The 12,090-nt window shown below is 56.9% G+C and carries 10 protein-coding genes; 7 read left to right on the forward strand and 3 right to left on the reverse strand.

Annotated elements, in window-relative coordinates:
- Positions 1 to 155: 155 nt before the first annotated feature.
- Complete coding sequence (locus tag EL361_RS11470; protein ID WP_232034768.1) at positions 156 to 530, reverse strand: Rid family detoxifying hydrolase; 375 nt, start codon at positions 528 to 530, stop codon at positions 156 to 158.
- A 170-nt stretch (positions 531 to 700) separates the two neighbouring features.
- On the opposite strand from EL361_RS11470, the gene EL361_RS11475 reads away from it, so the two are divergent.
- Positions 701 to 928 carry a hypothetical protein gene (locus tag EL361_RS11475; RefSeq protein ID WP_232034769.1) on the forward strand — a complete coding sequence of 76 codons (228 nt, stop codon included), beginning with the start codon at positions 701 to 703 and terminating at the stop codon, positions 926 to 928.
- Between the two features lie 94 nt (positions 929 to 1,022).
- Here EL361_RS11475 and EL361_RS11480 read toward each other — a convergent pair whose 3' ends face one another.
- A complete protein-coding gene (locus EL361_RS11480) occupies positions 1,023 to 2,759 on the reverse strand; it encodes a B12-binding domain-containing radical SAM protein (RefSeq protein ID WP_126379665.1) in 1,737 nt (578 codons plus the stop codon).
- 360 nt (positions 2,760 to 3,119) lie between these two features.
- Here EL361_RS11480 and EL361_RS11485 point away from each other — a divergent pair, with 360 nt between their 5' ends.
- Genes EL361_RS11485 through dsrP form a run of 6 tightly spaced genes read left to right on the forward strand, consistent with a single transcriptional unit; the run spans position 3,120 to position 8,719 of the window.
- Positions 3,120 to 3,638 (forward strand): RsbRD N-terminal domain-containing protein, encoded by a 519-nt coding sequence (locus EL361_RS11485; RefSeq protein WP_126379667.1) that lies wholly within the window; start codon positions 3,120 to 3,122, stop codon positions 3,636 to 3,638.
- 58 nt (positions 3,639 to 3,696) lie between these two features.
- Complete coding sequence (gene dsrM / locus EL361_RS11490; protein ID WP_126379669.1) at positions 3,697 to 4,740, forward strand: sulfate reduction electron transfer complex DsrMKJOP subunit DsrM; 1,044 nt, start codon at positions 3,697 to 3,699, stop codon at positions 4,738 to 4,740.
- Positions 4,741 to 4,756: 16 nt separating this feature from the next.
- Complete coding sequence (gene dsrK, locus EL361_RS11495) at positions 4,757 to 6,376, forward strand: sulfate reduction electron transfer complex DsrMKJOP subunit DsrK (protein ID WP_126379671.1); 1,620 nt, start codon at positions 4,757 to 4,759, stop codon at positions 6,374 to 6,376.
- Between the two features lie 14 nt (positions 6,377 to 6,390).
- The gene (gene dsrJ, locus EL361_RS11500; protein ID WP_126379673.1) at positions 6,391 to 6,780 is read left to right on the forward strand and encodes a sulfate reduction electron transfer complex DsrMKJOP subunit DsrJ; all 390 of its coding nucleotides are present in this window, start codon (positions 6,391 to 6,393) and stop codon (positions 6,778 to 6,780) included.
- Entirely contained in the window at positions 6,780 to 7,550 is a 771-nt protein-coding gene (gene dsrO, locus EL361_RS11505; protein WP_126379675.1) for a sulfate reduction electron transfer complex DsrMKJOP subunit DsrO, read from the forward strand. Before dsrJ ends, dsrO begins: the two co-directional genes overlap by 1 nt.
- Before the next feature lie 11 nt (positions 7,551 to 7,561).
- A complete protein-coding gene (gene dsrP, locus EL361_RS11510) occupies positions 7,562 to 8,719 on the forward strand; it encodes a sulfate reduction electron transfer complex DsrMKJOP subunit DsrP (RefSeq protein WP_126379677.1) in 1,158 nt (385 codons plus the stop codon).
- A gap of 530 nt (positions 8,720 to 9,249) precedes the next feature.
- Here dsrP and EL361_RS11515 read toward each other — a convergent pair.
- Positions 9,250 to 11,877, reverse strand: a complete 2,628-nt coding sequence (locus EL361_RS11515) for a M16 family metallopeptidase (RefSeq protein ID WP_126379679.1) — start codon at positions 11,875 to 11,877, stop codon at positions 9,250 to 9,252.
- Positions 11,878 to 12,090: the final 213 nt, after the last annotated feature.

The following is a 12,090-nucleotide window of genomic DNA, read 5'->3' on the forward strand; positions in this document are numbered from 1 at the left end:
GGAGGATATTAGCAGGTTGGGCAAGCCAGAGCAATGACAACTCGGAATTTCATGACATACCAGCCAAAACCACTGGCATTTGGGCTATTTCATACAAAAAGCCCGAGTGGTATTCCACCCGGGCCTATCAGCTGGCAAATACAGAGCGTAGGGGACTACGCCTTGGCCACCACGCACTTGATTTCAACCAGCCCCGCCTTGGGCAAGGCAGAAACTTCGATCACCGCGCGAGCCGGTTTATGCTCCCCAAAAAATGCGGCATAAATACCGTTGAACACAGGAAACTGCCCCATATCCGTCACAAAGACGTCCACGGCTGCCACATCGTTCACGGTCCGGCCCGCAGCTTCAATGATGGCTTTCATGTTCGACAGCGCCTGCCGCGTCTGAGCCTCGAACCCCTCAGCCATATCACCGGTTTTAGGCGACAGACCAAGCTGACCGCTGACAAAGACGAGGGCACCCGTATCTGCGGCCTGAGAATAAGGTCCCACTGCTGCGGCTGCTTTTTCAGTCTGAACAAACTGCATATTATCCTCCATTACTGAATTGAATTGTCTGCTGACGGACTATCACATCAAGCCGCAACCCTCCACGGAAAACGCTCTGCCCCTCTTGCATTTCCGACAAAAATGATCACCTATATAGTTCAAGAATACCCGTAGGCGGCCCGAAGTGCCGCCCAAAGGAGAACACAATCATGAATTGCGTAATGATCAATAATTGGAAGAAGAGCGAGAAGGCTCCCGAGGCTGCTCAGCAAGCCGCCGAAATGACCCGCAAGCATTGGCAGGAGATCGCTTTGGATCATGGCTATGCCCCCAACAACGTCTGCCTCGCCGAAAGAGACGGAGTCGTCATGGTGGGGCTGTCAGAGGAGATGTATGAGGATTTCCGCGAAGGAACCGGGGGCTGGAGCTTCTATTAGAAGAGCCTTTAGAATCCCCAATCGACATTAGCGCGGTGTTCCAAGCGACTCTTCGTTTTCGGCCTCTTGACCAAGCGCCTTCGGGCGCTTTTTTTTAGCCTTTCTGCAAACCGCGCAGCCGCTCCAGAGTTCGGGATTCATGCTCGCGCTCGCCCATATTGCGGAAGCACAGGGCCGCATACTGCAAAGCCTGGGGGTTGTCCTCGAAAGGCAGCAGAAACGACAATGCCTTGCCGAATTCTCCGAGATTCATGAGTGACACGGCCAAAGCCATACACAACTTCGGGTGCCCTTCGTTGGCGGTCAGGCCCAAGGCCAGAGCGCGTACGGATTCGGGGTATTCCCTGCGTTTCTGCAAAATCAACCCCAATCCCAAAGCCGCGGTGGCGTCGGGGTGATAGTCCAGGGCCCGGCGGTACAAGACCTCCGCCACCGAGAGGGGATCGTTCACCAGTGGGTTACTGGAATAATCGCCATCGTGGAAGGTCATGCCCAGACGCGCCAGAAAATCGGCATGGCGGACGGCCAATTCTGGATCACCAGACAATTCCACTCTCGCAGCATACTCCGGCAGACGGACACCATATTCACTTCGCAGCCTATTTCCGAAACGCTCCACGGTTTCCAGATCCAGGGTCTCGTCGGTCTGAAAATACTTGATGTCTTCAATCCGTTCCAACCAGATATCGTCCGTAGCCCCAGTCTGCTGCTTATAGCGCTCATATAGCGCTGTGCCCGGAAAAATGGACAGAATGAAGAAATGACAGACCAGGGGGCGGATGCGGTCAATGAGCGCCAGGGTTCGATCCACAGTGGCCTCGGATTCGCCCGGACAGCCATAGATGAAATAGGCTCGCGCCAGAATGCCCACGCTGTGGCTGAGCGCAAAGGCCCGAACCACATCTTCCTCGCGGATATTCTTATTCAGGAAATCGCGAATCTCCGTATCACCACTCTCCACCCCGAAACTGATCTGAATGCACCCGGCCCGGCGCATCCAGCCGAGCACCTCGGCGTCCACCGCATTGACGCGTGAGATGGCCTGCCACTGGACATCCAGGCCTCGGTCCAGAATCTCGCGGCAGACCTCGATGACCCGGCCCTTGTCCAGAGTAAAAGTGTCGTCAGACACATAGAGATTATCAATGCCCTGCTCGACAAGGAGCTGCATCTCATCCACGAAATGCTTGGCCGAACGGAAACGAACCCTTGGACCCCAGAAGTCAGGAGAACCGCAGAACGTGCAGCGCCCAGGACAGCCACGGGTCAAGGCCAGATGATTGTAGCGAAACCAGCGAGCGGGGATGGGCAGGTCATCCAGATTCTTCACGGGCGGGCGCACAGCGCTGCAGCACGGTCCCTGCGGGCCACGATAGGCAATCCCCGCAACCGAAGCCAGATCATCGCCTGCGCATAACGCCGCCACCAGCTCGGGCATGGTGACGTCACCTTCGCCCAAAACCACGGCATCAAGCTGAGGGTAGTGCCTCAGAAAAAAGTCCCAGAGGGCAGTGGCCGAGATTCCACCGAACACCACCGGAACATCGGACAGCACCCGCTTCGCCAGTGCCGCGATCTCCAATGCACCAAAGCGGTTGGCCTGAAGAACCGTGAATCCGACCACATCCGGGGCAAAGCTTCGGAGCTCGGCCTCCATGTCGTCTTCAAAGCCACGCTTACCGTGCCAATCAAAAACACGCACCTCATATCCGGCCTGGATACAGGCCGCAGCAATGGCATAGGTGCCGATGGGCACGCTACGGATATCTTCTGTGTGGGTACGCTCCTCCAACCAATAGGCATAGATGAGCGCCACCTTGGGCGCGGGCATGGTTCCTCCTGTTCGTTGGCCTTGCTGTACCCGAAGCAGTCCATGAAGGCCATCCCCGATCTACTCAGACTCCAACGGAAAACGCCGTCAAATCTCCAGTACACGCGGGACAAAAGGTTGTGAAAATGTGCACGAATCGTTTGACGAAACGACTTTATTTTCATTATACGCGAGGACAAGTCAGTGGGTAGGAGGCCTGAAGTTCCAGCTCTCCCGCGTGGTTCAGGCTGCGCGCCTGCCGCTGAGAATCGATTTCAACTGTTTACAAATCGCGCAGGATATTTCACTCCTGTGCAGATTTTCGTTTTGCGCCAACACCGTCAAATATCATTATATAATATAAGAGAAGCTCAACCACCTATGCACCTTATCGATCTTCTACGCGAAAACAGAGAAGCCGTTCTTGAACGTTGGTTCGATCTAATCGTCAAGACTTACCCGGGGTTGAGTTCGATGTTTCTGCACAAGAAGCACCGTTGGGGCAACCCTGTGGGCACCAATATCGATGGAGCCATCGCAGGCCTCTTTGACGAATTATTGAAGGACGAGGCCGGTGAAGACCTCGCTCCTTTAATCGATACCGTTGTCCGCATTCGCACGGTACAGGACTACTCGCCTTCCGAGGCGGTAGCCATTCTGATCTTCATCAAGCATGTAGTCCGCGAGCAGTTTGCCAAGCAGATCGATGCCGGCGAAGTGCCCGTGAGCGAAGTCCTGCAGTTCGAGTCCAGAGTGGACACGATGATGCTGGTGGCCTTCGACATCTACACAAAATGCCGCAACCAGTTGTTCGAGCTTCGGCTCGAGGACTTCAAGCGCCATTTTTCCGGAGTGCTCCGGAAAAAGGGAATTACAGTCGATTACCCGAAGTTCGAATGATCTTCGGAGTCCGGTGACGGGGTAACTGGCACTGTAACTTAAATCGAGGTAGGGGCTTATGAACGCACTGTATTCACTTTTCGCCGTCTTCGTTCTCATCCTTGTCGGGATGGGCGGAACCGCGGCTGGAATGACCCACTTGTTCGGAGTGGTCATTCCGTACCTGGCGATCGCAATCTTCTTTGTAGGATTCGTCGCCAAAGTCATTGGCTGGGCAAAATCGCCCGTGCCATTCAGGATCCCCACGACCGGGGGTCAGATGAAATCGCACGATTGGATCCGGCATTCCAAGCTGGACAATCCGCAAACCACCGGCCAGACCATTGCACGCATGGCGTTGGAAATCCTGTGTTTCCGCTCCCTGTTCCGCAATCTGGCCGTGCAGCGCTTCGGCAGCACCGAGGACGGCGTGGACATGAAAGTCCGCTACGCTTCCTCCAAGTGGCTGTGGGGCTTTGCGCTGCTTTTCCACTACTCCTTCCTGATCGTGTTCGTGCGGCACTTCCGCCTGTTCACCGATCCGGTTCCGGGCTTCCTGTCCGGTCTGGAGTTCTTTGATGGTCTGCTGCAGCTCGGCGTGCCCACCCTGTACCTGACGGACGTGTTCCTGGTACTGGGCGCGACATTCCTGCTGCTCAGGCGCGCCCTGCTCCCGCAGGTTCGCTACATCTCCTTGGTGGCCGACTATTTCCCGCTGTTCCTGATCCTGTCCGTTGCCTGTTCCGGCATCATGATGCGCTACTTCGGCAAGACCGACATCATGGCTGTTAAGGAACTGACCATGGGCCTGTTCAGCTTTGCGCCTGCGGCGCACATCGAGGGAATCGGTGCCATCTTCTACATCCACCTGTTCCTCGTCTGCGTGCTGATCGCGTATTTCCCGTTCAGCAAGCTGATGCACCTGGGTGGTGTGTTCCTGTCTCCGACCAGGAACCTTCCCAACGACAACCGGGCGAAGCATCACCGCAATCCCTGGAACGACCCGAACGTCAAGGCTCACAGCTACGCGGATTACGAAGACGAATTCCGTGAAAAGATGGTTGAAGCCGGACTTCCCGTCGAGAAAGGCCTGGACGAGGCCGCTCAAACCGAGGCCCAGTAGCCATAAGGAGTAGACGATGGCTTGGAATGTAAAACCTGAAGAACTTTTGCAGTACGACTTCAAAGTTCCGCAGAAGGACTGGATGGATGTTCCGGCGGAATTCCGCCCGGGTAACTGGTGTTACCCCGGCAAACCGGAAATCGTTGAATATCTGAACAAGTCCACTCATGGTCAGTTCCCGTATGCCCGCAAATGGGTTCCCACTGACGAAGACTGGAAGCTGCCCGAAAACTGGCGCGACATCATTCGCGACGGTTTCCGTGAACGTCTGGACAAGTACCGCTCCTTCAAGGTGTTCATGGACATCTGTGTGCGTTGCGGTGCCTGCGCCGATAAATGTCACTTCTACATCGGTGGTGGTGACCCCAAGAACATGCCGGTGCTCCGCGCCGAGCTGCTGCGCAGCATCTACCGCGGTGAGTTCACCCTCGCCGGGAAGATCCTGGGCAAACTGGCTGGTGCCCGCAAGCTGGAAGAGGACGTCGTCAAAGAATGGTTCCTCTACTTCTACCAGTGCACCGAGTGCCGCCGCTGTTCGCTGTTCTGCCCCTATGGCATCGACACCGCTGAAATCACCATGATGGCGCGTGAACTGCTGCACCTGGTGGGTCTGAACATCAACTGGATCCTCGAGCCCGCCTCGAACTCCAACCGTACTGGCAACCACATGGGTATCCAGCCCCACGCCTACTACGACATGATGGACTTCATGTGTGAAGACATTGAAGACATCACGGGCGTCAAGGTGAACTGCCCGGTGAACGAAAAGGGCCACGAGGTTCTGTTCATCACCCCGTCCGGCGACATATTCGCTGACCCGGGAACGTACACCTACATGGGCTACCTGATGCTCTTCCACGAGATCGGGCTGGACTATACTTGGTCCACCTACGCCTCCGAGGGCGGCAACTTCGGCCTGTTCACATCCGACGGCCTGATGAAGAAGCTGAACGCCAAGATGTATGCCGAGGCCCAGCGCCTGGGCGTCAAGTACATCATCGGTGGCGAGTGCGGTCACATGTGGCGCGTGGTCAACCAGTACATGGATACCATGAACGGCCCGGCGGACTTCTTGGAGACCCCGGTCAGCCCCATTACCGGCACCCGCTTCGACAACGCTGCTGGAACTTCCATGATTCACATCACGGAGTTCACCGCCGACTTGATGAAGCACAATAAGCTGAAACTTGACCCCAGCCGCAACGACCACCTGCGGGTCACGTACCATGACTCCTGCAACCCTGCTCGCGCCATGGGCCTCTTGGATGAGCCACGCTACGTCATTCAGAACGTATGCAACAACTTCTACGAGATGCCCGAGGAAACCATCCGTGAAAAGACCTTCTGCTGCGCTGGCGGCTCGGGCCTGAACACGGACGAGTACATGGAAATGCGCATGCGCGGCGGTCTGCCCCGAGGCAACGCCCTGCGTTACGTGCAGGAAAAACACGACGTAAACATGCTCGCCACCATCTGCGCCATTGACCGCGCGACCCTGCCCCCGCTGGCCAATTACTGGGCCCCGGGTGTTGACGTCACGGGCGTCCACGAGATGGTCGCCAACGCTTTGGTGATGGACGGCGAGATTCCCAGAGAAGTGAACCTGCGGCAGGAACCCCTGCCGGGTGCCGAGTAAGGGAGGACTGACCTATGTTTGACGGTGGTAAGATCATTGCCGGAATCATCGTCTTTGTCGGCCTGATGACGTTCCCGTTCTGGTACAACGTCGGCCAGGCCGCCTATAAGACGCCCGAGCTGCAGCTTCCTCCCAAGGATGTCGCAACCCAGTGTGTAGAATCCGCTGAATGGATGCGGGCTGAGCACATGCAGCTCCTGGATAATTGGCGCGACTGGGTCGTACGCGATGGAAACCGCGTATACACCAGTAAGCAAAGCGGCGCTCACTTCGAGATGAGCCTCCAGAAGAGCTGCATGAAGTGTCACACCAGCAAGGAACAGTTCTGCGACAAGTGCCACACGGCCGCCGCAGTTGCTCCCTACTGCTGGGATTGCCACATCGCGCCCAAGGAGGAGAAATAATGAAAACCAATAGAAGACACTTCCTCAAAGTCGCCGGTGTGACGGCCATGGGACTTGCCGCCGGTGCTGGCACCGCGGCCGCTTCCTACCTGCCGCACTACGACCACGTGGCTCCCAACCACGACCACCTCACGGCTGGTCGCTGGGGCATGGTCATCGACACCAGGAAGTTCCACCATAAGGAAGACTTCCTGCCCCTGGTTGAAGCCTGTCACAAGTACCACAATGTGCCGACCATCCCTGGTAACCAGGAGATTAAATGGCTGTGGACAGATAGCTTCCACCACTCCTTCCCGAACAAGCACAACGAGTTCTTGGAAGAAAAGATGCACCACCAGGATTTCCTGCTGCTGTGCAACCACTGCAAGAACCCCCCGTGCGTTCGAGTCTGCCCCACGCAGGCAACCTACAAGCGTGCAGACGGCATCGTCATCATGGACATGCACCGCTGCATCGGTTGCCGCTTCTGTATGGCGGGTTGCCCCTACGGTTCCAGAAGCTTCAACTTCCAGGATCCACGCCCGTTCATTGCGGAGCAGAACACGGACTACCCCACCCGCACCAAGGGTGTGGTCGAGAAGTGTAACTTCTGCGCCGAGCGCCTTGCCGAAGGCAAGTTGCCCGCCTGTGTGGAAGCGTCTGAAGGCAAGCTGATCTTCGGTGATCTGAACAATCCCGAATCCGAGATCCGCCACATCCTTGCGGAGAACTACACCATCCGCCGTAAACCGGACCTGGGAACCGAGCCCAGCGTCTTCTACATCATCTAAGGTGGTGCGACATGCTTGAATATGCACTCAAAGGTGACAAGAAATACTGGATGTGGGTCGGCTTCCTCGGGCTGCTGATCTGCATCGGCGCCTACAGTTACCTCCAGCAGTTCCAACAGGGTTTGGTGCTGACCAATCTGAGCCGCGACGTATCCTGGGGCTTTTATATTGCCCAGCTGACCTATCTGGTCGGTGTTGCCGCCTCTGGCGTCATGCTGGTGCTGCCCTATTACCTGCACGACTATAAAAAGTTCGGAAACCTCGTGGTGTTTGGCGAGTTCATGGCCATTGGCGCCATCGTCATGTGCCTGCTGTTCGTCATCGTCGACCTGGGCCAGCCCCTGCGTCTGATGAACCTGATCATGAATCCGACTCCGAACTCCGTCCTGTTCTGGGATGCCATGGTCCTTAACGGATACATGGGCCTGAACATCGTGGTTGGCTGGGCCTCTCTGGAAGCCCAGAAAAAGGGCGTACCTTACGCCAAGTGGGTCAAGGTACTGGCAATCCTGTCCGTGCCCTTCGCCTTCTCCATCCACACCGTCACGGCGTTCCTGTACGCCGGTATCCCTGGCCGCCACTTCTGGCTGACCGCTATCCTGGCTGCCCGCTTCCTGGCGAGCGCCTTCTGTGCTGGTCCTGCCATCATGTTGCTGGCCTTGTTCGCCATGGAGAAGACCACCAAGTTCGAGCTTGGTAAAGACGCGGTCCAGATGCTGGCCCGGATCATCGCTTACGCCATGGTCTTCAACGTCTTCTTCTTCTTCCTTGAACTGTTCACTGCATTCTACTCCAACATCCCCGGACACATGCACTCCATCGTGTATCTGTTCTCGGGCCTTGATGGCTACAATGCCATGGTGCCCTACTTCTGGGCAGCTGCGTTCATGGCTCTCCTGTCTCTGGCTCTGCTCATTCCGAGCACCACACGCAAGTGCAAGCCCGTCCTGATCTTCGCGCTGATCATCCTGATCGCCGCCACCTGGATCGACAAGGGCATGGGCCTCGTGGTCGCCGGTTTCATCCCCAACATGTTCGAAGGCGTGACCGAATACATGCCGTCGAGCACCGAGCTTCTGATCTCCATGGGCATCTATGCCATTGGCGCGCTCATCGTGACCGTGCTGTGGAAGATCGCTGTTTCCGTGAAGAAGGAAGCTGCAGCCTAACTCACCGGACGTTAGGCCCCTATACAGTGCTGAAGGCCCGTTCCCGAAAGGGGGCGGGCCTTTTTCCTTGGGTATGCCGCTTCGCCAGCCAGGAACACTGACCTTCCGGCACTCTCATGCAGGTAAGCGTACTCACCCCATTGACCAGGCAAGCTCATTGCGCGGGCAACATCTGTTGGCCCAAAGCACGCTGCCCGCTCCTCCCCCCAGCAACGCATAAGCAGCAGTTTCTGCCACGGCACCCGGCATCAGAACAGTCCCTGCCCCCAGACCGGCACAGGACCAGACTCGTGGCATTGCCGCTGGGCAATAATTACAGATCGGATTGCCACCTCCGCTCGCACTCAAAGAGTGATCATCAACGAGGCATGAACGCCCGACTCGTTCATTTCTCCGTCCCTGGCGCACTCGCCCTCTCTCTGAAAAGCAAAACCGCCCGATGCAGCGTTGTTGCACCGGGCGGTGGATCGGATCAAAGTAAACACAGAGGAACGTCCCATTCCTGGGCGTCGCCCTGCTTAAGACGGCCCCTAGGGCGTCACTGTCAGCGTATAGCCCTTGTCCCAGATCAGATACTTCTTGGCCAGATTCTGAAGGTCTTTCGGCGTCAGAGTCCTGGCCTTGTCCAGGCTTGTGCGATTGTAATCCAGCGGGAATCCACGAACCAGCAACCCAGCGGCTTCGCTACTGCGCGAAGACAGACTCTGGTGCTCGCGGTAATAGTCGCCTTCCAGCAAGTTCTTGGCGCGATCGATCTCCTCAACGGAGAGCGTATTGGCATGCAGATCGGCCACTGCCGTCTCGAATCCGGCCAGAGCCTGCTCGGTCTTATCCGGGTAGGTACCAATATAGAAGGCCAGGAATCCGGACTCAGGCGCCTGCCACAAGAGGGCGGTGACGGTGTACCCCAAGCCCTGCTTGTCGCGCAGTTCGCGGAATAGCATTCCCCCCTGACCGGCCAGGGCCTGTCGCAACAGATCCAGGCCAACGGCATCTTCATGACGGGAACCGGGCACAGGGAATGAGACCACAATGTGCGACTGGTTGCGATCCGGCATGGTCAGATTCTTGTTGAACTCCTTGCCCCAATTCGGGGTGGAATACGCAAAATCCTGGGCTTGATTTTCGGTAGCAAGTTCTCGGGCAAGGCTGACAATGGCCTCACGATCGAAATCACCGCATACGGACATGATCCAGGACTGGGCACTCTGACGTTCCCAGAACCCGACAGTCTGCGCTGCAGTGTACTTTGCAACACCGTCAACGGTGCCGCGATGGAAGTACGAATAGGCAGTATCCGAGAAAAGCATGGGGAACAGATGGCGGAACGCCAGCCCCGTGGGCTGGTCCTCGCGCTGCTTGATGGCAGCGATCTGTTCCTGCTTGGCCCGCTCAACTTCCGCTTCGGCCAAGGCCGGAGAGGTCAACGTCTCCTTGAACAGCGGCAATAGCTCCTCGGAAAAACGCGACGGGAACTTAGCTCCGATCACGAACATGTCGCGGCTGGCCGAGGCATTGATGACGGCTGCCCGGTCGGACAGATAATCCTCATAGTCGTTAGCGGACAGGTTGCCTGTACCGCGAGTCAAGGAACGCGAGGTCAAGTCGGCCAGGCCTTGCTCGTCCGGGAAGAGCAAAGAATCCCCGCCCTTGTAGGCCATGGCAATGGAGGTGTAGGGCAATGTGCCGTCAGGCAGCAGCACCAAAGTATGTCCGCCACCCAGATCGATGGTCTCGGTCTTGCCGCGCCCCAGGGTGTTGGCAGCAGCGGCCTTGTCAGCCGAGCCCTTTGTCCAGGCTGCGTCCACAGTTCCCGCCAGGGAGTTCTTCACCTCGGCGAGATCAACACCATTCTCCGGAATGAGTGCGGAGACCGCCAAGGCGTCACGGGTCAGATACTTGTCCACAAGGGTCTGCATCTGATCGGTAGTCACCCCACCCAGAGTGTAGAGATAATTCTCCTCGGCTTCGAGGCTACCCTCGAAGAACTGGAAATATCCGATCTTGGAAGCCAGTCCTCCCAAGGTCTCCTTGGAGGAATACAGAGAATTTTCGATGTTCAAGCGGGTGCGCTCAAGCTCCTGCGTGGTGAACACGGAGGCATCCAGCCCCGCCAGCTCCTGATTCAAGGCCTTCCAGAACTCAGGCAGCTTGTCACCATCGAGGGTGGCGCTGATATAAAACAGGCCAACCTGCTCAAGGCTCAAAGCATACGAGGAAATATCGTCCACAAGGCCCAGTTCGTACTTGAACTTGCGATACAGGCGCGAAGTCTCGTCTCCACCCAACAGATGTCCCAGCATGTCCAAGCCGACAGCCTCGCCGGAATGCAGACCAGGCGCAGGAAAGGCTATTGCGACGTAAGCCTTGTTCCAAGGCCCCTGCTCCACATGGATACGCGGAGCGTTGTGCGAGGCCACGGGCAAGGGCCGCTTGGGAGTAACACGCCCAGTGTTCTGAAGCTGCCCGAAAAACTGTTCCACCTCGGCCACAGCAGCATCGGGCTGCACATCACCAACCACGACCATGAGCATGGACTGGGGCTGATAGAACTGACCGATATAATCGAGGATGTCCTGGCGACTGATGCCCTGAACACTCTCGCGGGTGCCAATAATGGGCCGCTCATAGCCATTGTCTTCCCAGACAAGAGGTTGCAGGGACTTGAAACGGCGTGAAGACGGACTATCCTCGCCACGCTCCAATTCGGCCAGCACAACCTTCTTCTCGCTCTCCAGTTCATCAGGATCCAGAGCCACGTTGAAGATCATATCCCTCAATACATCCAGGCCCAGAGTCAGACGCTCAGCAGGCAGATCGATCTTGTACACGGTGTAGTCGAAGCTCGTGGCCGCGTTCAGGTAGCCACCAGCGCCTTCGATGGTCTCGGCAACCTCTCCGGGTGCGCGCTTGCCCGTGCCCTTGAAGACCATATGCTCCAACAAATGGCTGATTCCCGACTGCTTGTCGGTCTCGTAGGCAGATCCGGCCCGCACGTAGAGCCGCAGGGAAACCAGAGGAAAGCGATCGTCCGGCTGCACCAGCACGGACATGCCGTTGGTCAGTTGTGTCAGCACCGTATCGGCAGCGGAAGCGGGTAGGGCACTAGCAGCGGCCATGGTCAACGCTCCCATAAGAATAAATATCTTCTTTAACATCTCTACTCACTCCTGGTTCTCCTTGTCGTGTGGGCCGTCAGATGGCAGAGGCAAAAAAGCGAGGCGCATGCACCCCGCTTCAGATGTGATAAGACCTACCGATGAAAACGCAAGGCGATACGCCTCAATTCTTCGGGATTTCCGGCTGATACAGGTACTGCTCAAGGGGAACATCAATACACTCCGTTTCGGAACTTTCACCCCAGAGCATTC

The sequence above is a fragment of the Desulfovibrio ferrophilus genome (assembly GCF_003966735.1).
Taxonomy (GTDB): Bacteria; Desulfobacterota; Desulfovibrionia; order Desulfovibrionales; family Desulfovibrionaceae; genus Desulfovibrio_Q; species Desulfovibrio_Q ferrophilus.

Bases quoted from the DNA above. Each gene is read 5' to 3' on its own strand.
- dsrM (WP_126379669.1), top strand. From the start codon at position 3,697: ATGAACGCACTGTATTCACTTTTCGCCGTCTTCGTTCTCATCCTTGTC.
- dsrP (WP_126379677.1), top strand. From the start codon at position 7,562: ATGCTTGAATATGCACTCAAAGGTGACAAGAAATACTGGATGTGGGTC.
- EL361_RS11480 (WP_126379665.1), bottom strand. From the start codon at position 2,759: ATGCCCGCGCCCAAGGTGGCGCTCATCTATGCCTATTGGTTGGAGGAG.
- dsrK (WP_126379671.1), top strand. From the start codon at position 4,757: ATGGCTTGGAATGTAAAACCTGAAGAACTTTTGCAGTACGACTTCAAA.
- EL361_RS11485 (WP_126379667.1), top strand. From the start codon at position 3,120: ATGCACCTTATCGATCTTCTACGCGAAAACAGAGAAGCCGTTCTTGAA.
- dsrO (WP_126379675.1), top strand. From the start codon at position 6,780: ATGAAAACCAATAGAAGACACTTCCTCAAAGTCGCCGGTGTGACGGCC.
- dsrJ (WP_126379673.1), top strand. From the start codon at position 6,391: ATGTTTGACGGTGGTAAGATCATTGCCGGAATCATCGTCTTTGTCGGC.
- EL361_RS11515 (WP_126379679.1), bottom strand. From the start codon at position 11,877: ATGTTAAAGAAGATATTTATTCTTATGGGAGCGTTGACCATGGCCGCT.
- EL361_RS11470 (WP_232034768.1), bottom strand. From the start codon at position 530: ATGCAGTTTGTTCAGACTGAAAAAGCAGCCGCAGCAGTGGGACCTTAT.
- EL361_RS11475 (WP_232034769.1), top strand. From the start codon at position 701: ATGAATTGCGTAATGATCAATAATTGGAAGAAGAGCGAGAAGGCTCCC.